This window comes from Halorubrum trapanicum, from assembly GCF_017873555.1.
Taxonomy (GTDB): domain Archaea; phylum Halobacteriota; class Halobacteria; order Halobacteriales; family Haloferacaceae; genus Halorubrum; species Halorubrum trapanicum.
The window spans coordinates 44,236-66,315 of the sequence record NZ_JAGGKE010000014.1 but is presented as its reverse complement, the minus strand read 5'-3'; the positions used below and the strand labels follow the sequence as shown (position 1 = coordinate 66,315).

Annotated in this window: 23 protein-coding genes; 13 read left to right on the top strand and 10 right to left on the bottom strand. The window is 70.8% G+C overall.

Features of this window, described 5'->3' with window-relative positions; all coding sequences use genetic code 11:
• The first annotated feature begins 123 nt into the window (after positions 1–123).
• From J2744_RS13570 to J2744_RS13560, 3 genes are all read left to right on the top strand, one after another.
• On the top strand, positions 124–1,959 hold the full coding sequence (locus J2744_RS13570) for an excinuclease ABC subunit C (RefSeq protein WP_210113807.1): 1,836 nt from the start codon (positions 124–126) through the stop codon (positions 1,957–1,959).
• 386 nt (positions 1,960–2,345) lie between these two features.
• The gene (gene thpR, locus J2744_RS13565; protein ID WP_210113806.1) at positions 2,346–2,930 is read left to right on the top strand and encodes an RNA 2',3'-cyclic phosphodiesterase; all 585 of its coding nucleotides are present in this window, start codon (positions 2,346–2,348) and stop codon (positions 2,928–2,930) included.
• Between the two features lie 89 nt (positions 2,931–3,019).
• The gene (locus tag J2744_RS13560) at positions 3,020–4,477 is read left to right on the top strand and encodes a HEAT repeat domain-containing protein (RefSeq protein ID WP_210113805.1); all 1,458 of its coding nucleotides are present in this window, start codon (positions 3,020–3,022) and stop codon (positions 4,475–4,477) included.
• Between the two features lie 38 nt (positions 4,478–4,515).
• On the opposite strand, the gene J2744_RS13555 is transcribed toward J2744_RS13560, so the two are convergent.
• Positions 4,516–5,346: a DUF7504 family protein gene (locus J2744_RS13555; protein WP_210113820.1), complete on the bottom strand. Its 831-nt coding sequence runs from the start codon at positions 5,344–5,346 to the stop codon at positions 4,516–4,518.
• A 115-nt stretch (positions 5,347–5,461) separates the two neighbouring features.
• Positions 5,462–6,766, bottom strand: a complete 1,305-nt coding sequence (locus J2744_RS13550; RefSeq protein ID WP_210113804.1) for a hemolysin family protein — start codon at positions 6,764–6,766, stop codon at positions 5,462–5,464.
• Between the two features lie 193 nt (positions 6,767–6,959).
• Here J2744_RS13550 and serA point away from each other — a divergent pair, with 193 nt between their 5' ends.
• Positions 6,960–8,564 (top strand): phosphoglycerate dehydrogenase, encoded by a 1,605-nt coding sequence (serA, locus tag J2744_RS13545; protein WP_210113803.1) that lies wholly within the window; start codon positions 6,960–6,962, stop codon positions 8,562–8,564.
• A gap of 62 nt (positions 8,565–8,626) precedes the next feature.
• Here the strand turns inward: serA and thrC are convergent, their stop codons facing one another.
• From thrC to J2744_RS13525, 4 genes are all read right to left on the bottom strand, one after another.
• Positions 8,627–9,910, bottom strand: a complete 1,284-nt coding sequence (gene thrC / locus J2744_RS13540; RefSeq protein ID WP_210113802.1) for a threonine synthase — start codon at positions 9,908–9,910, stop codon at positions 8,627–8,629.
• Between the two features lie 118 nt (positions 9,911–10,028).
• Positions 10,029–10,244 carry a DUF7569 family protein gene (locus tag J2744_RS13535; RefSeq protein ID WP_210113801.1) on the bottom strand — a complete coding sequence of 72 codons (216 nt, stop codon included), beginning with the start codon at positions 10,242–10,244 and terminating at the stop codon, positions 10,029–10,031.
• A 73-nt stretch (positions 10,245–10,317) separates the two neighbouring features.
• Positions 10,318–10,995, bottom strand: coding sequence for a uracil phosphoribosyltransferase (gene upp / locus J2744_RS13530; RefSeq protein ID WP_210113800.1), 678 nt, complete (start codon positions 10,993–10,995; stop codon positions 10,318–10,320).
• 154 nt (positions 10,996–11,149) lie between these two features.
• Complete coding sequence (locus tag J2744_RS13525) at positions 11,150–11,410, bottom strand: hypothetical protein (RefSeq protein WP_210113799.1); 261 nt, start codon at positions 11,408–11,410, stop codon at positions 11,150–11,152.
• Between the two features lie 65 nt (positions 11,411–11,475).
• Between J2744_RS13525 and J2744_RS13520 the strand changes: the two genes are divergently transcribed.
• On the top strand, positions 11,476–11,706 hold the full coding sequence (locus tag J2744_RS13520; protein WP_210113819.1) for a hypothetical protein: 231 nt from the start codon (positions 11,476–11,478) through the stop codon (positions 11,704–11,706).
• Between the two features lie 52 nt (positions 11,707–11,758).
• On the opposite strand, the gene J2744_RS13515 is transcribed toward J2744_RS13520, so the two are convergent.
• Entirely contained in the window at positions 11,759–13,030 is a 1,272-nt protein-coding gene (locus J2744_RS13515) for a CobW family GTP-binding protein (protein ID WP_210113798.1), read from the bottom strand.
• Positions 13,031–13,147: 117 nt separating this feature from the next.
• On the opposite strand from J2744_RS13515, the gene J2744_RS13510 reads away from it, so the two are divergent.
• The 4 genes from J2744_RS13510 (at position 13,148) to J2744_RS13495 (ending at position 16,893) form a co-directional block, all read left to right on the top strand.
• Entirely contained in the window at positions 13,148–13,351 is a 204-nt protein-coding gene (locus tag J2744_RS13510; RefSeq protein ID WP_210113797.1) for a hypothetical protein, read from the top strand.
• Between the two features lie 103 nt (positions 13,352–13,454).
• Entirely contained in the window at positions 13,455–13,751 is a 297-nt protein-coding gene (locus J2744_RS13505; RefSeq protein WP_210113796.1) for a hypothetical protein, read from the top strand.
• A 28-nt stretch (positions 13,752–13,779) separates the two neighbouring features.
• Positions 13,780–14,733 carry an ArsA family ATPase gene (locus tag J2744_RS13500; protein WP_210113795.1) on the top strand — a complete coding sequence of 318 codons (954 nt, stop codon included), beginning with the start codon at positions 13,780–13,782 and terminating at the stop codon, positions 14,731–14,733.
• Between the two features lie 255 nt (positions 14,734–14,988).
• The gene (locus J2744_RS13495; RefSeq protein WP_210113794.1) at positions 14,989–16,893 is read left to right on the top strand and encodes a carbon starvation CstA family protein; all 1,905 of its coding nucleotides are present in this window, start codon (positions 14,989–14,991) and stop codon (positions 16,891–16,893) included.
• Between the two features lie 63 nt (positions 16,894–16,956).
• Here the strand turns inward: J2744_RS13495 and J2744_RS13490 are convergent, their stop codons facing one another.
• Complete coding sequence (locus J2744_RS13490) at positions 16,957–17,589, bottom strand: hypothetical protein (protein ID WP_210113793.1); 633 nt, start codon at positions 17,587–17,589, stop codon at positions 16,957–16,959.
• Positions 17,582–17,980 carry a cupin domain-containing protein gene (locus J2744_RS13485; RefSeq protein ID WP_210113792.1) on the bottom strand — a complete coding sequence of 133 codons (399 nt, stop codon included), beginning with the start codon at positions 17,978–17,980 and terminating at the stop codon, positions 17,582–17,584. Before J2744_RS13485 ends, J2744_RS13490 begins: the two co-directional genes overlap by 8 nt.
• A 153-nt stretch (positions 17,981–18,133) precedes the next feature.
• Here J2744_RS13485 and J2744_RS13480 point away from each other — a divergent pair, with 153 nt between their 5' ends.
• The 4 genes from J2744_RS13480 (at position 18,134) to J2744_RS13465 (ending at position 19,905) form a co-directional block, all read left to right on the top strand.
• Positions 18,134–18,397, top strand: coding sequence for a hypothetical protein (locus tag J2744_RS13480; protein WP_210113791.1), 264 nt, complete (start codon positions 18,134–18,136; stop codon positions 18,395–18,397).
• Positions 18,398–18,476: 79 nt separating this feature from the next.
• Positions 18,477–19,163, top strand: coding sequence for a DUF5828 family protein (locus J2744_RS13475; protein ID WP_210113790.1), 687 nt, complete (start codon positions 18,477–18,479; stop codon positions 19,161–19,163).
• A 72-nt stretch (positions 19,164–19,235) separates the two neighbouring features.
• A complete protein-coding gene (locus tag J2744_RS13470) occupies positions 19,236–19,475 on the top strand; it encodes a hypothetical protein (RefSeq protein ID WP_210113789.1) in 240 nt (79 codons plus the stop codon).
• 55 nt (positions 19,476–19,530) lie between these two features.
• The gene (locus J2744_RS13465) at positions 19,531–19,905 is read left to right on the top strand and encodes a helix-turn-helix domain-containing protein (RefSeq protein ID WP_210113788.1); all 375 of its coding nucleotides are present in this window, start codon (positions 19,531–19,533) and stop codon (positions 19,903–19,905) included.
• A 24-nt stretch (positions 19,906–19,929) separates the two neighbouring features.
• On the opposite strand, the gene J2744_RS13460 is transcribed toward J2744_RS13465, so the two are convergent.
• On the bottom strand, positions 19,930–22,035 hold the full coding sequence (locus tag J2744_RS13460) for a S9 family peptidase (RefSeq protein ID WP_210113787.1): 2,106 nt from the start codon (positions 22,033–22,035) through the stop codon (positions 19,930–19,932).
• Positions 22,036–22,080 lie beyond the last annotated feature (45 nt).

The following is a 22,080-nucleotide window of genomic DNA, read 5'->3' as shown; positions in this document are numbered from 1 at the left end:
GGCATCATAAACCGCACGCCCCGGTGTTCACGTTTGATAATCCGAGTTCACGACGGAGCGGGAGGAGAACGACCCGGCCCGCAGCGTTCAAACGCGTTCGGCGGCTACGGCGATCCGAGACCGATGGACGCCGACGCGGTGCGCGAGCGGGCCGGAAACCTCCCGACGGAGCCGGGGGTCTACCAGTTCCGCGAGGGCGAGACGACGCTGTACGTCGGGAAGGCGCTCGACCTCCGCGACCGAGTCCGGTCGTACGCGGATCCGCGCTCGGGCCGGATCCGCGGGATGGTCGAGCGCGCGGACCGGATCGAGTTCGCGGTCACCGACACGGAGACGCAGGCGCTGCTCCTGGAGGCGAACCTCATCAAGCGGCTCCGCCCGCGGTACAACGTCCGGCTGAAAGACGACAAGTCGTACCCGCTCGTCGCCTTCTCCGACCACGAGGTGCCGCGGATCGAGGTGACCCGCGACCCCGAGGCGGGCGCGGTCGCGTACGGTCCCTTCACCGACGTGGGGCGCGTCGAGACGGTGGTGAAGGCGATCCGCGACGAGTACCGGCTGCGGGGCTGTTCGGACCACAAGTACGAGGGCCGAGACCGGCCGTGCCTCGACTACGAGATGGGGATCTGCTCGGCGCCGTGTACCGGCGAGCTCTCCCCCGAGAGCTACGCCGAGGACGTGGCGGCCGCGCGGCGCTTCTTCGAGGGCGAGACCGGCGTCCTGGCGGACCCCCTTCGGCGGCGGATGGAGGCCGCGGCCGAGGCGAACGAGTTCGAGCGCGCCGCGAACCTCCGCGACCGCCTCGAAGCCGTCGAGGCGTTTCACGGCGAGGGCGGCGAGGCCGTCAGCGACCGGAGCGACGACCGCACCGTCGACGTGCTGGCGGCCGCGGTCGAGGGCGACACCGCCCGCGTGGCCCGGCTCCACAGCGAGCGCGGCCAGCTGGTCGACCGGACCCGGCACCGGTTGGACGCGGCGGCGGTGGGGGACGCGGGCGAGGGGGAAGCGGGCGAGGGGGAAGCGGGCGAGGAAGAAGCGGGCGAGGGGGAAGCGGCGACCGCCGGCGGCGCTCCCGCAGACCCCGACGCCAACACCCCCGCCGCCGTCCTCGCTGCGTTCCTCGCGCAGTACTACGCCGAGCGGGAGTTCCCGGACGCGGTCCTCCTCGCCGAGCGGCCCGCCGACCCGGACGTGGTCGACTGGCTGGAGGGCGAGGGCGTGGCGGTCCGGGTCCCCGGCGCCGGCCGCGAGGCGAAGCTCGTCGAACTCGCCCTCAAGAACGCCCGGAAGCGCGGCGGCCGCGACGATCCCGCCGGCGCGCTCGGCGAGCGACTCGGAATCTCCCGCCCCGCCCGGATCGAGGGGTTCGACGTGAGCCACGCGCAGGGGACCGCCGTCGTCGGCTCCGACGTGTGCTTCGTCGACGGGAGCGCGGAGACCGCCGACTACCGACGGAAGAAGCTCACCGAGCGCAACGACGACTACGCCAACATGCGCGAGCTGATCCGGTGGCGCGCCGAGCGCGCGCTCGACGGTGAGGACGACCGTCCCGACCCCGACCTCCTCCTCATCGACGGCGGCGAGGGCCAGCTCGGCGCCGCCCGCGACGCGCTCGCGGAGACGGGCTGGGACGTCCCCGTCGTCGCGCTCGCGAAGGCCGAGGAGCTGGTCGTCACGCCGACCGGCACCCGGCGGTGGGACGACGACGCGCCCGAGCTTCACCTGCTCCAGCGCGTGCGCGACGAGGCGCACCGCTTCGCCGTCTCCTACCACCAGACCGTCCGCGACGAGGTGAAGACGGTCCTCGACGACGTGCCCGGCGTCGGTCCCCAGACCCGCCGCCGGCTCCTCCGACGGTTCGGGTCGGTGGAGAACGTCCGCGACGCCTCCCGCGAGGACCTCACCGACGTCGACGGCGTGGGGGACGCGACCGCCGACACGATCCGGGAGCGTTTATAAATGAACGAAGCGGTCGGCGCGTGCCTCCGAGTGGCCGCCGGAGGCGGCCGCGAGGAGCACGCGCGAGGGACGCCGCGAACGCCCGGAGGGCGTGAGCGGCGAGGCTGGGGAGGCGTGAGGCTGCGGTGCCGTGCGGGGCGGGGCTCAAAGGGGCAGCCGGCGAGGCGGGCGCAGGCGAAGCAAGCACCGCAACGAGGGAGCGAACGAAGTGAGCGACCGAGTGAGGAGCACAGCGAGCGTGCGCCCGCCTCGCCGGCTGGGGCTTTGGAGGTGTTCACCGGTGATCCGTTATCAGCTATTTATAAGTGAGCGGCTGGGACGGAGGCGTACACCCTCGATCCGGCATCGATTATTTATAAATCGCCTCTCCCAATCTCATATTCGTAATGCGAGCGTTCTTCGCCGTCGACCTCCCGGACTCGCTCGCGCCGGCCGTCGCGGACGCGCAGGCCCCGTTCGCGGACGCGCCCGGCGTCAACCCCGTCGACCCCGAGCAGGCGCACGTGACGCTGAAGTTCCTTGGCGACGTCGCGGAGGGCGACGAGGACGACACCCCGGACGCCCCCACGGTCGACGACGTGATCGAAGCCGGCGAGCGCGCGGTCGACCGCGCCGGCGTCGACCCTTTTAAATGCGCTGTCGCCGGCCTCGGCGTCTTCCCGAACCGGGAGTACATCTCCGTCGTCTGGGCCGGGGTCGACCGCGGCGGCGACGAACTCGCCGCGCTCCACGAGGCCCTCGAAGCGGAGACGACCGCGCTCGGCGTTGACCCGGAGGATCACGACTTCACGCCACACGTCACGCTGGCGCGGGTCGAGAACGCGGCCGGGGCCGAGGCGGTCCGGGACGCGCTCGACGGGGAGGAACCCGAGATCGGGTCGTTCTCGGTCGACGAGATCCGACTGGTGAAGTCGACGCTGACCGAGTCGGGACCGGAGTACGCCGTCGTCCGAGAGTTCGGTCTCGGATGAGCCGAGGCGGCCTTCGCCTCCCGAGAGATTCTCACCGCTGATAGCCGCGGCCGTACGTTTAACGTGCCGGATCGGTGAGGGGTTCACAGATGGACGACGGGCCGCGAACGGCGGGAGGTGCGGGGTCGGCGAAGAGCGGCGGAGCCGAACGCGGCCGGAACGACGGTCCCGACCGCGACGGCGGTTCCGACCGCGGTCGCACGGACGGGGGTCGCCCCCCGGCGCTGGCGCGGCTCGACCGGCGGTTCGACGCGTCGACGCGGCGCGAGGCGGCCGAGGCGCTCGGTAATCCCTCCAGTTCGATGAGCGCCGACGCGGGTCGGATCGTCGAAGAGCTGTTCGAGATCGCGCTCGACGACCCCGACGAGGCCGTCCGCGCGGCGGCGATCGAGTCGCTGTACTTCCACGGCGACGACCACGTCGACCGACTGGCGCGGCGGATCGCCGAACGGCGAGGTCCCGACGACGGAGACGGGAAGCGGGAGGCGAGACGCGGGGCAGTCGAGACGTTCGCTCGGTGGCTGGAACACGACCGGGCCGCGTATCGGATGGTCGGGGCGACCGGGCTGGCGGCCGCCGGCGGTGAGGGCGCCGCACCCAGGCTCCGCGAGGCGTTCGACGACGACGACGCGCGGGTCCGCGCCCGGGCCGTCAGGGGGTACGCGCGGGTCGGCGGCGAGGCGGTCGAGGCGGTCCGGCCGCTGGTGAACGCGCCGAACGACCTCGTGCGCGGCGCCGCGGCCGACGCGCTCGTCGCGATGGACACCGACGAGGCGGTCGAACTGCTCGCGCTCGCGGCGCGGCGCGGCAACGAGCGGCTTCGCCTCACCGTCGTCGACCGGCTGGGAGAACTCGACCGACGGGACGCGACCGGGGTACTGATCGGGGCGCTACGGGACCCCTCGGAGGCGGTGCGGCGGACGGCCGCGAGATCCGTCGCCACGGTGATCGCCAAGGCGGGGGCAGTTCCCGCGGGCGACGTGCGCGACCGCCTCCTCACCGAGCGGCCCTTCGAAGCCGACGGCCTGCTCGCCGTGTTCCGATCGGTCGCGACGGAGCGAACCGCTGGCGACCGGGCGGGAGGGAACGGGGGTGCGACCCCCGGGTCGCGGGAGCGCGTCGACGCCGAGACCAGGCGGTACGCGGCGTGGCTGTACTGCGAACTCCTCGAGGCCGCGGACCCGGCCGCCGCCGACCGGTCGGCCGCGGTCGAGTGGGTGGTCGACGCGCTCGATCACCGGGACCGACTGGTGGCTGACCTCGCCGCCGCGTACCTGCCGCGGATCGTCTCGGAAGACGCGGTCGGAGAGACTCCAGCCGAGGAGGCCCCACCGGACGGCGCGGCCGAGTCATCGCTCGGCGTCGACGTCGAGCGAAAGCTCCGGTCGCTCGCGAGCGACGGGACGGTCTCCGAGAGCGCGCGCGAGCGCGCCAGAGCGGTGTTACGACGGTTCAAGCGGGCGGTCGTGGAGGCGGCCGCGGACCGCCACGTCGAGTACGTCTACGTTCGCTGGCCCGCGGACTACACGGAGAGCTACGAAGGGTAGGCGGGGGGCGGGGCGGCAGAGCGTCCGAGCGGCGGCGCCTACGGCCGACGGACGAACCGACCGTCGTCGACGGCGACCGTCAGGTCGATCGTCTCGTCGAGGAAGTTCAGGACGGTGGCGACGTTGCGGTCCGCGTCAGCGTCGACGTACAGCTGTAACACGCCGCCGGCATCGTCGAGGCGCGCGGCGAGCATGCGGACGAAGGCGACCGCGCGCTCGACGTCGAAGGCGGCGACGATCTGGTGGAAGACGCTCACCTCCAGCGAGACGCGCTCGCCGGACTCGTGGTTGGCGTCGAGGATCCGCGAGACGGTCTCGCCGACCTCGTCGGGGGAGAGGCGGGGGTCGAGTTCGACGATCTCGACGTCGAGATCCTCGAAGTCGACGTCGGGGGTCGCCTCGAAGTCGTACTCGCCGGTGCTGACGATCACCGTCCGGCGGGGCCACGACGCGAGGCGCTCGTCGAGCGTACGGACCAGCCGCTCCGGCGTCGGCGTCACGGCGACGACGAGTCCCGCGGCGCCGTGGAAGTGCGACCGGAGCGCGTCGGCCTCGCCGCCGGTCGGCGGGGCGTCGACGCGGACGACCCCGTCCCACCCCATCTGGTCCGCCACGTGAACCCCGTCGGCGATCCGATCGGCCACGTGGTCGTGGAGGTGCGACTTGAACTCGGCGACCGCGCCGTCGGTGTCGTAGGCGGTCTTGGCGGTGGCGCAGTACGGGCAGTCCCAGCTCACGCGGAAGTCGGACTTCGAGAGCGCGTCCGAGTGGTGGGCGAGCAGGTGCGACCCCGTCACTTCGGCCATCTCCGAGCGGTCCCGCGTCCACGCGACGAAATCGCATCGGCCACACGCCCAACGGCTCACCATGATCGAGAACGTGTCTGCGGGGACCCGTCGGAGACACATGTATGTTGTGTTATGTGTATGTTGTTACCGTGTTCGTCGACCGCGACGGCGGCGACGGTCGCGCGGGAGAAGACGATCACGCGAGGTCGCCCGATCCGTCGTCGGATCCGTCGATGTCGGCGGCGAACCCCTTCTCGTCGGCGTGTTCGACCCTGACACGGGTGACCCGCGTCGCGGTCGCGCCGGTGACGGTGAGCGTGACGTCGCCGACCGCGACGCGGTCGCCCTCGGCGGGGAGCCGGCCGAGCTGTCGGGTGACGAGTCCCGCGACGGTCTCGGCGCCCGCCGCCGCGGGGAGCGAGAGACCGAGCGTCTCGTTGAGGTGCGACACCGTCGTCCAGCCGTGAACGACCGCGGCGTCGGACGCGACGACGTCGACGGCGTCCGTCTCCCACCGCCCGACCAGCTCGCCGACCACCTCCTCGAAGAGGTCCTCCAGCGTCGCGATCCCGACGACAGCGCCGTGTTCGTCGACGACGATCACCATCCGCGCCTCGCTCGCGCGCATCTCCGCGAACAGCTCGTCGAGGGGTTTCGTCTCGGGGACGAACGTCGGCTCCCGCAGCGCGCTCGCGAGGTCGGCGCCGGTCTCGTCGGCGCGGATCGCGTCGCGCACGTCGACGGTCCCGACCACGTCGTCGCGGTTCTCGCCGTAGACGGGCATCCGGGTGACGCCCTCGCTCGCGGCCCGCGAGAGCGCGTCCGCGGGCGTCGCCGTGTCCGGGAGCGCGACCACGTCGGTCCGGGGGACCATCACCGCGGCGACGGTCGTGGTCTCCAGATCGAGGACGCCGCGGATCATCGCGCCCTCGTCGGGGTCGAGCGCGCCCGCGGCCTCGCCCGAGCGCACGAGCGTCGCGATCTCCTCGCGGGTGAGGTACGACTCGATCGCGGACTCGCCGCCCGTGAACCGGTTGACGACGCCGGAGAGCGCCTCGAACACGTACAGCACGGGACGAAGGACGCGCTGGATCGCGACGACGATCCGCGAGACGCGGAGGGCGTGTCGCTCCGCGTTGGCGACCGCGTACGACTTCGGCGCGATCTCGCCGAAGACGATGACGAAAAGCGAGGTGACGAGCGTCGACCCCGTGGCCGCCTCCCCGCCGGAGAAGCCGAACCGGACGAACACCGCGGTCGCGACCGACGCGGCCGCGATGTTGGCGACGTTGTTGCTCACCAGGGCGGTGACGAGGAAGCGGTGCGAGTCGTCGCGCAGCGCCGACAGCGCCCGGGCGCCCGGGACGTCTGTCGCGACGAGCGAGTCGATCCGGTGGGTCGGCACGGAGAACACCGCGAGTTCCGAGCTGGAGAAGAAGGCGCTCACCGCGGTCAGCGCGAGGATGGCGCCGACGCCGACGAACGCGATCGTGAGGTCCATGTCCCGGACATGCGGCCGCGTATAAAAGGCAGTACCGACGGAGAGGGAACACAGGACCGACGCGGAGAGTGTACACGAACGCGCACTCTCCACCGGAAACGGAGGGGTCGATACCCACGAGCGCGGATCCGTCCGAGCGGCAAAACGGCGCGATTCGGAAAGCGTTAACCCCGCGCCGCGGGTGCGTTTCGGCATGAAGGTACTCGTGACCGACCCCATCGCGGACGCGGGGTTGGACCGACTCCGAGACGCCGGCCACGAGGTCGTCACCGACTACGAAGCCGAGGGCGACGCGCTGCTCGCCGCCGTCGCCGACGCCAACGCGCTGATCGTGCGGTCCGGAACCGACGTGAACGAGGCCGTCTTCGAGGCCGCGACCGACCTCGTCATCGTCGGCCGCGCCGGCATCGGCGTCGACAACATCGACATCGAGGCCGCCACCGACCACGGCGTCATCGTCGCGAACGCGCCCGAGGGCAACGTCCGCGCCGCCGCCGAACACACCGTCGCGATGACGTTCGCCGTCGCGCGCTCGATCCCGCAGGCGCACGGCCGCCTCGTCGGCGGGGAGTGGGCGAAAGGGGAGTTCCTCGGCACCGAGGTGAACAACAAGACGCTCACCATCGTCGGCCTCGGCCGCGTCGGCCAGGAGGTCGCCAAGCGGCTCGACTCGCTCGGGATGGATCTCGTCGTCTACGACCCGTACATCTCCGAGGAGCGCGCCGAGCGGATGGGCGCCGAACTCGTCGAGGACCTCCACGACGCGCTCGCGGCCGGCGACTTCGCGACGATCCACACTCCGCTCCTCCCGGAGACGGAGGGGATGATCGGGGAGACCGAGCTGGCCCAGCTCGAAGGGGGCTACCTGATCAACTGCGCCCGCGGCGGCATCGTCGACGAGGACGCGCTCGCAGAGGCGGTCGACGACGGCGTCCTCGCGGGCGCCGCGCTCGACTCCTTCGCGGAGGAGCCGCTCCCCGAGGACTCGCCGCTGCTCGACGTCGAGGAGATCGTCTTGACGCCGCACCTCGGCGCCTCGACGGAGGCGGCCCAGGAGAACGTCGCGGTCGACACCGCGGAGGCGGTGCTCGCGGCGTTCGACGACGAGCCGGTCCTGACCGCGCTCAACGCGCCCTCCGTCGACGAGACCGCGTTCCCGCGGATCGAGCCGTACATCGACGTGGCCGAGACCGCCGGGAAGGTCGCCGCGCAGCTGCTCGACGGCCGGATCACGGAGGTGGAGACGACCTACGAGGGCGACATCGCCGCGGAGGAGGTTGACCTCGTCACGGCGTCGGCCCTCAAAGGCGTCTTCGAACCCCTGGAGTGGCAGGTGAACGCGGTGAACGCGCCGCGGCTCGCCGAGGAGCGCGGCATCGAGGTGACGGAGTCGAAGACCCGACAGACCGACGACTTCCAGAGCCTCGTCCGCGTCACCGTGCGCAACGGCACCGACGAGATCGCGGTCGAGGGGACGCTGTTCGCGGGCGAGGACGCTCGTATCGTCCGGATCGACGGGTTCCGGGTCGACGCGGTCCCGTACGGCCACATGCTCGTCGCGCGCAACACCGACGAGCCGGGCGTCATCGGGCTCATCGGCACCGTCCTCGGCGACCACGACGTGAACATCGCCGGGATGTTCAACGGCCGCGAGACGCAGGGCGGGGAGGCGCTCACCGTCTACAACCTCGACTCGGCCGTCCCCGACGCCGCGCTCGAGGAGCTGCTCGCGGACGACCGGATCGTCGAGATCACCGAGATCACGCTGGACGGCGCCGACGGCCGCGCGGACGAGTAGTCCGCGTTAGTACGCGGCGACCGGGACGAACGGCTCGAAGTCGTCGACGTTTCGGGTGACGGTCACCCTCTGATGTGGTCGAGGACCGCGTCGGCGTCGTTCGGGACCGGCTCGGGGTCGCCGCCCGCCTCGTAGGCGGCGTCGGGGTCCTTCAGGAGGTGGCCCGTCGTTAGGCAGACGACCTGCTCGTCGTCGGCGACGACGCCCTCGCGGCGGAGCTTCCTGAGGCCCGCGAGGCTCGCGGCGGAGGCGGGCTCGACGCCGACGCCCTCCTCGGCGAGGTCGCGCTGCGCGTCGGTGATCGCCTCGTCGCTCACGGCGACGGCGGTGCCGCCGGTGTTGCGGATGCCGGGGATCGCCTTCGGCGCGTTGACGGGGTTGCCGATGCGGATCGCGGTCGCGCGCGTCTCGACCTCCTCCCAGCGCCGGACCTCGTCGTTCCCTTCCTCGATCGCCTCGACCATCGGCGCGGCCCCCTCGGCCTGGACGCCGGTGAGCTTGGGGACCTCGTCGACGTCGAGCGCGCCCGACCCGACGAGTTCGCGGAACCCCTTGTACAGCGCCGCGGTGTTGCCGGCGTTGCCGACGGGGAGGACGATCCGGTCGGGGAAGTCGCCGTAGTCGGCGTGGAACTCCTCGAGTATCTCGAAGCCGATCGTCTTCTGGCCCTCCAGGCGGAACGGGTTCAGGGAGTTGAGCAGGTACGCCTCGCCGCGGGCGGCCAGCTCCTGTACGATGTCGAGGCAGGCGTCGAAGTTACCGTCGACCTCGAGGATCCGCGCGCCGTGGAGGCTCGCCTGCGCGATCTTCCCGGCGGCGACCTTCCCCTCCGGGAGGAGCACCAGCGTCTCCATGCCGCCGCGACCGCCGTACGCGGCGAGCGCGGCCGAGGTGTTGCCCGTGGAGGCGCACGCGAGCGCGCCGACGCCCAACTCCTTCGCGACGCGGACGCCGACCGTCATCCCGCGGTCCTTGAACGAGCCGGTGGGGTTCATCCCCTCGTGTTTGATCCGGAGCGCGTCGACGCCGACCGACTCCTCGATCCGAGGGACGCGGTGGAGCGGGGTGTCGCCCTCGGGGAGCGTGACGCCGAGGTCGAAGGGGAGCGCCTCGCGGTAGCGCCAGACGCCGCGGTCGGGACCCTCCGAGGGCGCGCCGGACCCGAACTCGTCGAACGTCGGCGGGTCGTCGTACCGCGCTTCGAGCAGGCCGCCGCACTCGTCGCAGGTGTACCGGACCGCCTCGAAGGGCGCGAACGTCTCGTCGCACTCGATACAGGCGAGCCACGTCCCGTCGACGGCGCAGTCGGGCGCCGCCGGGACCGGGGCGTCGATGGCGAGATCCATTACGTCGAGGTCCGTTCCGCCGCGGCTTAAGACGGGCGGTCGGAACGGACGTTGCCGGCCGAAACGAAGGTGTTCGGCCGTCGACGGCGGAAGCGAAGGGACCGGGCGGTCGTCGACCTCAGTCGACGATGATCTCGGAGCTGTCGTCGCCCCCGTCGTCACCGGAGCCGAGGCGGTCCTGGTAGCGCTGGATCCAGTCGGCGAAGCAGTCGGGACAGAGGCGCTGGGTGTCGATGTTCGCCCGGTCGACGCTCAGCCGGACGGTACGCGAGAGCGCGTCCGTCGTCGGCTCGCCGCAGGCGTCGCAGGGTTCGGTCGTCGGCGCGTCGCTCATGTCGTCCCGGTCGCGGCCGCGGCTCTTAAAAGTACGTCGGCGAAGTCGGAGGGTCGCGGCCGTCGACTCGCCCTCACACCGTCCGGAACGCCCGGTCGCCGGCGTCGCCGAGTCCGGGGACGATGAACCCGTCGTCGTCGAGGTGGTCGTCGATGGCGACCGTTAACAGGTCGGCGTCGGAGACCGACTCGCTCACGCGCACGAGTCCCTCGGGCGCGGAGACCGCCGAGAGGACGAACAGGTCCTCGAAGTCGTCGGCCTCGTCGAGGACGTGGTCGAGGACGGCGCACATCGTCGAGCCGGTGGCGAGCATCGGGTCGGCGACGATCACGGTGTCCTCCGGTCGGATCTCGGGGAGCTTCACGTAGTCGATGGTGATCGGGAACTCCCCGTCGTCGGTCATCCCCGCCTCCTCGTCGCGGCCGGCGGAGATGACGCCCTGTTTCGCGCGGGGGAACGCCTTCAGGAGTCCCTCGACGAACGGGGTCGCGGCGCGGAGGACGTTGATGATAACCACGTCGTCGAGTCCCTTCACGCGCTCGCCGGTCGTCTCCTCTAAGGGGGTCTCGACGGGGACGTACTCCGTCTCCATCGCGCCGTCGATGATCTCGTAGCCGCAGATGCGGCCGAGCTTCACCAGCCCCTTTCGGAACGCGACCTGCTCGGTCTCGACGTCGCGCAGCCGCGAGAGGGTGTCCGTCGCCAGCGCGTGCGTGATGAGGTGCGCGTCGTCGCGGTCTTCGATCGTCATTGTCCGAAATCCAGCCCGGAACGGTCTTAAAACGTGGCGAATCGGGAGGCCAGCGCGGTCGTTCGCCTCACCCCGCCAGCGTCGAAACGCGCGACCGGCGGCACCGAAACTCGCGACCGACGGCACCGAAACGCGCGACCGGCTGCGCTCGCCGCTACCGAAGCACGGTCACGTACGTCAGCGCGAAGAGGAGTATCGCCAGCGTCGCGACGTTGCGCGCGGAGAAGGCGGCCGTGCCCAGCAGGTCGAGTCCCCAGACGACGATCCAAGCGAACCACGTCGAGAGCACGGCGTTCATTGCGAGCAACACTCGCGGGTCCCCCGACGAGCGCTCGAGGCCCTCCTGGATCCCGCGACCGTCGGCGGCGTCCCCGTCGTCGGCTTCGCCGCCGTCGCTCCCTCCGCCGTCGTTCATACGCCGATTGGCGGCTGTGTGCCACTTAGCTCTTGTCCGTCCGTCGCGCACGGGAAGCATGGTCGATCCGCCCCGCCTCCGCAGCCGCCGCGGCGAGCCGGTCGACGCAGCGCGCGCCGGGAAGGGCGGGCGACGACGGCTCGGAGGGGTCGGACTGGTGTGACGACTGCGGCGTCCGCGTCCGCGACGTCGACGACGAGGAGTTCGACCGCGACGCCGAGGAGACGCCGGCCCGTCCCGACTGCGGCAACGCGATGCGCTTCGAGCGCACGACCGGGAGCGACTGCGCCTGCTGAACCGGCCGACGCCCGGCCGATCGCCCCGAGCGAAGCCGTCGCCGCGCCGCGGTCAGGGCTCGCGGAGCGCGACCTCGTCGCCCTGTTCGGTCGGGAAGGGAGCGGGGTCGACGGCGACCGGATCGTCGCCGACGGCCGGGTTGCCGAGGTCCGCGAGTTCGGCGTCGGTCAGGAGCGCGTCGTCGAGTCGGTCGACGAGCGCCGCCTCGTCGACCCCCCTGCCGATGACGACGAACTCGGTCCGGCGGTCGCCGTGCTCGTCGTCCCAGTCGAGGTCGGGGCGGTTCGAGCGCAGCATGTCGCGCTCGACCGCGGGGAGGCTCGCGATCCACGGGCCGAGCGCGGTGACGCGGACCGACCGCCCCGCCTGCCCGACCTGCTGACGCTGTTCGGTGCCCGCCACCCAGAGGGTGCCCTTCGACCGGACCACGCCCGGCGGGAGGTCGCGGAGAACCGCAGCGATCCGCTCGGGGTGGAACGGTCGGCGCCGGCGGTAGGTGAAGGAGTCGACGCCGTACACCTCGTCGGGGTGGCGGTGGGCGTGGCCGCCCTCGTCCGCGTCGGGGTCATGATCGCCTTCGTCGTCGGCCACGGCTTCGTCGTCTGCGGCGGCTTCGGCCAGCGCTCGCTTCCAGCCCGGGAGGTCGCCGAGTTCGCGCTCGTCGAACAGGCCGACGCCGAGGAGTCGGTCGGGGTCGACCGCGGAGAACTCCGTGACGACCGTCTCCGCGTCGGGCTGGAGCGCGCCGACGAGGTCGACCGCCTCGTCCAGTTCCGCGTCGGAACAGCGGTCGGCCTTGTTACAGACGACGAGGTTCGACACCTCCACCTGCTCGACGAGGAGGTCCGAGAGCGGTCGGTCCTCGTCGGCGGCCGCGCCGCGCCGCTCCGGCGTCGCCTCGCCGCCGAACGCGTCGAGGAACCGGCGGGTGTCGACGACGGTGACGAGCGCGTCGACCCGGTACCGGGCGGCGGCGCGCGACTCCGCGGTGAACAGCCGCGCGACAGGCGCCGGCTCGGAGATGCCGGAGGACTCGACGACCAGCGCGTCGAACTCGCGGGAGTCGGCGAGCCGGACGACCGCCGACTCGAGGTCGTCCTGAAGCTCACAGCAGATACAGCCGTTCGACAGCTCGGTGACGCCCTCGACGTCCACTTCGGACTCCTCGGCGATCAGCCCCGCGTCGACGTTGACGTCGCCCATGTCGTTGACGAGGACCGCGATATCGCGGTCGCCGGCGTTCCGGAGGAGGTGGTTCAACAGGGTCGTCTTGCCGGCGCCGAGACCACCGGAGAGCACGGTCACCGGGATCCGATCGTTCATACGCTCGGGTGGGCCACGACGCTCTTCAAGCCCCCGGCAGCGTCCGCGAGGGACCCGGGCGCGTCGAGGCCGCTCCGAGCCGATACGTTGATAGGCAGTGGTCGTCGAACTCGGCACATGGTTCTGTCCGCCGCCGCCGTCTCGCTGGTCAGCATCACGATGACGGTGCTGATGGTCGTCGCGATGCTGTATCTCGTCTGGGGAGCGCTCGACAGCGACATCCACAGCCCGAGTCCCGACAACGGGGACCGACCGGAACTGGACGACACCGAGGACGCCGACGAGGCGTCGAGCGAACTCCCGGACGGCAACACCGCCTGACGCTCTGCGTCCCGGCGGCGACCCGACCCTCGCGACCCGACCGCGACCCGACCGCGACCCGACCGCGACAGCTTTTAGCACGCGAGGGATATCATGAAGGACGATGACAGTAGCCGATCGGATCGAACGGTTCCGGGCGGTCCTCAAGGAGTGGATCCGTGGCCTGTACCACGGCATGGTCACGCACCCGGCCTACGAGAAGATCGAGAAGGAGGCCGAAGACACCGAAGACGAGTTCATGCTGGCGTGTTTCCCGGACGCCTTCGGAATTCCCTCGCCGGTGTCGTACTACACCGCCGAGCTGCTCCCGTACCTCGAAGACGAGTTCGAGGCGTGGGAGCGGCGGCTGTGGGACCGCCAGAGCCTCATCGAACGAAAGGGCCAGCAGTACCACTTCTGATGGCCGGACGACATCTCTCGGAGGAGTGATGGAGCAGTTCGTCTTCTTCGGGGGGAAGGGCGGAGTCGGAAAGACCACCGTCTCGTGTGCGTACGCGCACCGCTGCGCGCGCGACGGGGTGCGGACGCTCGTCGTCTCGACGGACCCGGCGCACTCGGTGTCGGACGTGTTCGATCAGGAGTTCGGCGACGCGCCCGAGCCGGTGGAGGGTCTCGACGGACTCGACGCGATGGAGATCGACCCCGAAGACGAGATGCAACGGCACCTCCAGGAGATCCGCGAGTCGCTCTCGGAGCAGGTGTCGGCGGCGATGGTCTCGGAGATCAACCGCCAGCTGGAGATGTCGCACGGGACGCCGGGCGCGTACGAGGCGGCGCTGTTCGACGCGTTCGTCGACGTGATGCGCGAGGAGAGCGAGCCGTACGACCGGGTGGTGTTCGACACCGCGCCCACGGGATCGACGCTGCGCCTGCTCGGGCTGCCGGAGTTCCTCGGCGACTGGATCGACCGGCTGCTGTACAAGCGGAAGCAGTCGATCGACCTGTTCGAGAAGGCCGCGATCGGCGACAGGGAGCCGCGGCGGCTGCTGGAGGGTGACCCGGTCTTGGAACGGCTCCAGCGCCGCAAGGAGTTCTTCGAGTTCGCGGGCGAGACGATGCGGACCGAGGCCGCCTTCTACCTCGTGTTTAACCCCGATCAGCTGTCGGTCAACGAGACGGCGCGCGCGATCGAGGGATTCACCGAGCGCGACCTGCGCGTCCGCGGCCTCATCGCGAACAAGCTCACGCCCTCGCCCGACGACGACGAGACGGGGAGGGGGGCGCGCTACCTCCGGGAGAAGGCCGAAACCGAACGCGACCGCCTCGCGCAGGTCCGCGAGGGGTTCGAGCCGCCGCTCGTCGCCGAGATCGAGTCGCGCACCACGGAGGTCCGGGGCGACGTCCTCGCCGACGTCGCCGAGTCCCTCGACGTGGAAACCTGAGGCGGGCGGACGCGAGACGCCGCGACGCTCCCGTCGCCGAGAAGGCGAGGAACCGCCGAGAGCGGAGCGGTGCGGAGCGACCGCGCGTGCGACCGATCGCCCGCCGATCCGAGATGTTTTCACCGATAAGAAGTGGTAAAAACCAGATCGCTGCGGTGAGCCGGAAGTGTCCGCCTGGTATCGCCGATAAACATCATGAACAAAAGCAATATTTAAGTTCAACATAGTGAATCGGTACCACGAGGCAGGGGACTCATGACAAGTGTAATTTGGATCGTCGTCGCCGTGCTCGGCACGTTCACCGTCGGATACATGGGGTATTCGAGGTACCTCTCTCAGTTCGTCGAACTCGACGACGACCGGGAGACGCCGGCGCACAAGTACGAGGACGGTCAAGAGTACGTACCGGCGAAGAAGCCGGTGTTACTGGGGCATCACTTCTCAAGTATCGCGGGCGGGGCGCCGATCGTCGGACCGATCACCGCCGGGGCGATCTGGGGCTGGGTCCCGGCGCTTTTGTGGGTCGCCATCGGGAACCCGTTGATGGGAGCGGTTCACGACTTCATCTCCCTGTCGGGTTCGATGCGACACGAGGGGAAGTCGATCGGCTACATCATCGGCGAGTACGTCGGCGAGCGCGGGAAGAACATGCTGCTGTGGTTCGCGTTCATCACCATCATCCTCGTGGTCGCGGTGTTCGCCTTGGTCGTTGGCATCGTGCTGAACGCGTTCCCGTCCGCCGCGACCGCGAGCCTGATCTACATCGCGCTCGCGCTGCTGTTCGGCGTCTACCTCTACCAGCTCAACGGCCCGTTCGTCCTCGGGACCGTCCTGTTCGTCGCGGGCGTGTTCGCGGCCGTCTGGGTCGGCGTCAACAACCCGATCGCGCTGTTCCCGGCCGTCGAGACCGGCGCGTACCCGGACGGGACGATCATCCTGCTCGGCTTCCTGGGGAACGGGGCGTGGCTGCCCGGCGCCGTGATGGATCCGGCCGCGACCCTCACGCCGAACGTCGCCGGCTGGGTGCCGGTCATCCTCCTCTACGCCGCGGCCGCCAGCGCGCTCCCGGTGTGGGTGCTGCTACAGCCGCGCGACTACCTGTCGTCGTTCCTGCTGTACTCCGGCGTCGGCGGCGCGCTCCTCGCGATCGTCCTCGGGACGGTCGGGTCGGCCGCCGGCATCGGATCCATCACGCCCACCGAACCGCTCGTCGTCTCCGACAGCATCAGCGCGTTCAGCGGATTCTGGGGGATAGAGAGCCGCCCGGGCGTCTACCCGCTCTTCCCGATGCTGTTCATCACCATCGCGTGCGGGACGATCAGCGGCTTCCACTCGCTGGTCTCCTCCGGAACGACGGCGAAACAGCTCAACAAGGAGAGCGACGCCCGCCTCATCGGCTACGGCGGTATGCTCGGTGAGGGACTGCTCGCGTCCGTCGCGCTGGCGACGCTCGCCGTCGCCGGACTCGGGTCCACGGTGATCGAGGCGGGCGGGGGCATCGGCGGCGCGCTCCCGAACTTCGCGACGGGCGGCGGCATCATCCTCACGAGTCTCAGCATTCCCGCCAGCTTCGGAGCGCCGTTCATGGCGCTCGTGCTCGTGAGCTTCCTGCTCACCTCGACCGACACGGCCGCGCGCCTCGGCCGCTACATGATGGAGGACATCGTCGGGATACAGGGGAGCGGCACCGAGAGCGGGTTCGGCGGCGGAGCCAGCTCCTTCGCTCGCGGCCGTTACACGAATCCGATCATCCAGTGCCTCATCGCGTACGTGCTGGTCATCTCGGGCGAGTGGCTGACGCTGTGGGGGCTCTTCGCGGGCGCCAACCAGCTCCTCGCAGCGCTCGCGCTGCTGACCGGGACGGTCTGGCTCGCGAACTGGAACAAGTCCAAGCAGCTCGTCTCGACGGGCGTGCCGATGGCCATCATGGTCACTATCACCGTCCTCGGCCTGTCTTGGATCGCGTTCTACGAGAACATCTACAGCGGGCTGCTCCAGGGCGGTGCGGCGAACCTGGGCGCCCAGATATCGCTCGTCGTCCAGACCGCGCTCGCGTTCGTGCTCATCTACCTCGCGCTGTCGCTGGTGCGGATCGGCTACGGTAACATCACGAGCGCGCGGGGCGACAGCGAGCCGGCGGTCGAACCGAGCGACGACTGACCGGCGGCCACGTCGGTCCGCGGTTCCTCCGATTTTTGCGCGAAAGCGACCGAGTCGCGACCCTCAGCGCCAGAAGCGCTTCGCGAACCGCGAGAGGAGTCCCTCGTCCGGCGGGTCGACCCGCTCCCACAGGCGGAAGGCGGCCGCGGTGTCGGCGTTCTCGCTGGCGACGAGGTCCTGGCGGTCGGGCGCGACGACGACGAGGTTCACCTCGTAGTGGCCGTAGTAGCCGAACTTCAGGAGCGTCCGGTCGCGGAACCCGTCGACGAACGCGGCGACGTCGTCGGGGATCCGGTCGACGACGAGCGCGACGGTGACGTCGGTGCCGTAGTGCTCCTCGTGGGCCTCCACTCGCTCGTCTGCGACGTCGTGGGCGAACGCCACCAGCCGCTCCAGGCCGTCGACGCTCGGCGTCGACGCCCGCCGCGCGAAGACGTGCTCCATCATGTCGTGGTCCGCGTAGCTCAGCGAGGGGTGGAGGAACTGCTTCTGGTTTCGCACCCGCATCTCGGCGGTCATCTCGAACCGCTCGCCGGCGACGACGACGTCGCGGTCGAGGTCGTAGCTGTACATCAGCCGGTCGGAGACGCGGTCGAGGTACTCGTCGTCGTAGTCGGGGACGGCCTCGCAGATCTCGTCCGGCAGCTCCTCGGGGTCGCGGCGCGGGGCCTCGCCGGGTGCCGCGTTCTCACTCATCGTCGGCGGCCGCAGACTCGTCGGGATCGTACGCGACCGCGTCGCCGTCGGCCGGCGGCGCGCCGATCGCCAGCACGGTCACGGGGACGTCGGCGTCGGCCGGGTTGTGCGCCCGCTGCGGGCTCTCGGGGTCGACGACGAACAGGTCGTCCGCCGAGACCTCGTAGGTGCGCTCGGGCGTCTCGACGGCGAGCGTCCCGTCGAGCACGTAGAACGCCTCCTGTTGGGTCTCGTGATAGTGGTACGCGAGCGGGAGCTGTTCGCCGGGCGCCGCCCGGAACCGGTTGATCGCCGCGGCGTCGAGGTCGCCGGGATCGGACAGCTTTCGACACTCGCAGGGGCGGTCCGGTTCCGGCTCGACGGCGTCCGCGTCGACGACGCGATATCCCATGTGAACACGTTCCACGGAGCGGGTGAAAAGGTCGTCGGGAGCGGAGCGGGGGTTCGCCGGCGCAGCGAGGCGCTCGCGACGGATCGGGGTTCGAAGCGTCGCGCGTGAGACGCGGTTTTAACATCTGCGGTACCGTATCGCACGGCGAGAGACATGACAGAAGAGTCGAGCCGGTCGGACCGCGCTTCCGACGAAACGATCGAGGTAGAGGCGTGCGGCCGCTGCTCGATGTCCACCGTCGTCGGGGCGGTGGCGAACGAGCAGTCCCTCGAGGAACGGGCCGAGCGCGACCCGTTTGCGGGCGAGCGAATCGAGGTCGACGAGTCGTCGGTCCGACGCGTCTCGCCGGCGGGGGTCCTCGGCGACCTCAAGGAACGACTCGACGAGCTGGGTCGACGGATCGCGTACCGGAACTGACCCGTCCCGACGACGCGTCTCGCGGCGCACGCCGGTTCGAGGGAACTTATACGCGTTCGTGCCGTAACTGGGGCAACCGATGGAAGAGAGCATCTCCGGCTTCAAGGTGCGCGGCGACTGGGGCGACGTCGTCGAGCACGGCGAGCGGATCGCCCTCGCGCTCCGGGAGGTCGGCGTCGACGGCGACGCCTACTACGAGTTCGACGAGTGGCGCCCCAAGACCCACGAGCGCATCGACGAGGACGTCTCGGAGAAGACCGCGGCGCAGGCGTCCGTCGACGAGGGGGAAGGCGAGCGCGCGGGGCAGTCGCCCGGCGACGACCTCCAGACGGCCGGCGAGAAGCTCACGGAGTCCTACGAGAAGGTCGAGGAGAACGACACCGAGAGCGCCCGCGAGAGCTGGGGCGAGTCGATCGAACACGTCGCCCGCGCGGCCGACTCGGCCAGCCGGAAGGCGCTCCGGAAGGTGGAGGACGCCGTCTACCGCAACGTGATGACCCAGATGGCGCCGTACTACTTCGACAACGAGCTCGTCAGCGCCAACATCCAGGAGGTCGCCCGCGCCGAGGACGGCGAGACGTTCGTCTTCGAGGTGAACGTCAACGACGACGAGCTGAAAGGAGAGGTGTCGGACGTGCTCGACGACTACGAGTCCGAGATCGACCGCTGGCACGTCGAGACCGAGAAGCGGACCGACGACGTCGCGGCCGCCGAGGGCGTCGAGCCGCCCGCCGAGGAGGGCGGCCCGGACTCGACGACGACGTGACGGGGGCGAGGCTGGCGGCCGCGGGCGCGCCGTACCGGTCGTTTTTAGCTCGTCGGCCACCGAACCGAAGCCATGAGCGAGGTACTCCGGGTCGAGGCGGGCGAGCTGTCCGTCGACGAACTCATCGACGAACTCAACGACGGGCAGCGGATCCTCGTCGACGTCGAGGTCGCCGGCGCCACCCACGAGGTCGCCCTGCGGTACGACGGGGAGACGTACCACTGCGACACGCCGACGAACCTCCACCGGCACGCCGACGAGTCGGGGATGCGGGGCTGTATCGACCAGATGGGATACGCGACCGAGGAGTGACGCGACCGACGGACGGAAACCGACATTTAACCTCGCCGCGGGCGAACCGATCGCCATGAGCGACCCCGAAATCGAGGACCTCGTCGGCGACCGGTCTCCCTCGTTCGAGCACGTCCTCTCCTGTGTCTTCGGCGTGCGCGACCACGAGAGCCGCGCATATCTCGCGCTGTTGGAGTACCCGGGCAGCACCGTCTCCGAGCTCGCCGACGCCCTCGACCGGGACCGGTCGAACGTGAACCGGTCGCTGTCGACGCTCCGCGAGAAGGGACTCGTCGAGCGTCGCCGCCGACTGCTCGACTCCGGCGGCTACGTCTACCAGTACACCGCAATTCCGGTCCCGGAGGCCAAGCGGCGCCTCCACGACGCCCTCGACGAGTGGGTCGCGGACGTCCACGACGCCATCGACGCGTTCGACCCCGACGAGCGCTGAGTCCGTTTCAGGGAGCGAGGACGTCTATTCCTCCGCCTCGTCCGACTCCTCGCCCGCGGTCAGCCCGTCGTCCTCGGGGCGGTCGAGCGCGCGCTCGGCGTCGTGGTGCTCGGAGTAGCCGTCGAACCAGCGGGCGATGCGCTCGATGCGGTCGACGATATGCGCCGGCTCGCCGGAGCGAGACAGCTCGTGGCCCTCGCGGGGGTACCGGACGAAGCGCGTGTCGACGCCGTTCTTGCGGAGGATCCGGTGGTACAGCTCCGCCGTACAGATCGGGGTCCGCGTGTCGTCCTCGGAGTGGATCAGGAGGGTGGGCGTGTCGACCGCGTCGGCGTGGCCGGTCGGCGACTGCTCCCAGAGCCACGCCGGCTCCTCGGACGGGACCGTGTCGAAGTCGCCCTCGACGAGCTTGTAGGCCGCGTCGGTCGAGCCGTAGAAGCCCGTGAGGTCGTAGACGCCGCGCTGGGAGACGGCCGCGCGGAAGTAGTCCGTCTGGCCGACCATCCACGCGGTCATGAAGCCGCCGAAGGAGCCGCCGGTGACGAAGGCGTTGGACGCGTCGATCTCCGGGCGGTCGGCGACCGTCTCGACGCCCGCCATCACGTCGCGCGCGGTGACCGCGCCCCAGTCGCGCTCGATCGCTTGCGTGAACGCCTCGCCGTAGCCGGTCGAGCCGCGCGGATTCGACCAGAAGACGGCGTAGCCGCGGGCCGCGAGCGTCTGGAACTCGTGCCACATCGTCCCCGCGGTCGACCACATCGCGTGCGGGCCGCCGTGGATCTCGACCGCGAGCGGGTACGGGTCGTCGGTATCAGTAGCTGATTCCGGCGGCGTCAGCAGCCACCCCTGGATCTCGACGCCGTCGGACTCGAACCGGAGCTCCTCGGGTTCGCCGATCGTCCGCTCGCCGAGGTAGTCGGCGTTCAGCTCGGTCAGGCGGGCCGTCTCGTCGGCCGCGGCGTCGTAGGCGAACGCGTCGCCCGGGTGGTCCCACTCGCTGGCGGCGAAGGCGACCGTCACCGACTCGGGACCGGCGTCGGTCTCGCCCCCGACGGTCGCACTCGAAACTGTGCCGGGCCGGAGCAGGCGCTCCGGCTCTCGGCTCCCGTCGGCGGGGACGTGCCACAGCGCAGTCTTCCCCTCGTCGGGCGTCGCGAAGTACAGCGTCTCGTCGGCCGGTCCCCACTGCGGCGCCGTCCCCCGGCCGAGGCCGCGGTCGAGGTCGCCGGTGAGGTCGATTACGTCCCCCGAGTCCGCGTCGAGGACGCGGAGGTCCGTCGGCTGCATCGACACCTGGTCCGGCTCGGCGTGGGTGAACGCGACGCGGCCGTCGGCCGTCGCCGCGAGGTCGGCGCCCCAGCCGGTCGTGGTGTGGACGCGCTCGGTCTCGCCGGTCGCGAGGTCGTGGGCGCGGATCGCGATCTCGACGGAGTCGTCGGGGTCGTCGCCGACCGCCTCGGTGTAGTACAGCGTGTCGGCGTCGCCCCACGACGGGGCGGCGAAGTCGGCGTCGCGGTCGGTGACCCGCGTGACCGCCCCCGACTCGGCCGGGTCGGGGTCCGTGACGCCCCCGACGGTCGCGTCCGCGTCGACGACGTACACGCCGGGGCGCCGGCCGTCGAAGTAGCGCTCGGCGGCCCGGTAGACCGTCCGGTCGATGACGCGCGGGTCCGGGTGCTCCTCCGGCTCGTAGTCGTCCGGCACGGCGAGGTCGCGGTCGGCCTCCCGATCGTCGGCGGTCACCGACTGGACGAACGCGATCCGCTCGCCGTCGGGCGACCACGCGATCGACGAGACGCCGCCGACCACGTCGGTGACGCGGCGCGCCTCGCCGCCGTCGACCGGGAGGACCCACAGCTGCTGGCGGTCGTCGTCCGCGCCGCGGGTGGAGGTGAACGCGATCCGGTCGCCGGAGGGACTCCAGCGCGGCTCGGCGTCGGACCCCTCGGGAAGGGTGAGTCGGCGCGGGTCGCCGTCGCCCGCGGCGTCGACGAGGTACACCGTCGTCTCGTAGCTGTCGTCGTCGTTCGGCTGTCGGCGCACGAAGGCGACTCGGTCGCCGTCCGGCGAGATTCGGGGGTCGGACGGGACCGCGATGTCGTGGTAGTCGGCCGCGGTGACGCGCTCCATGCGCGTCAGTCGGACGGGGGAGTCAAAAGGCGTCGGGAGCCGGAA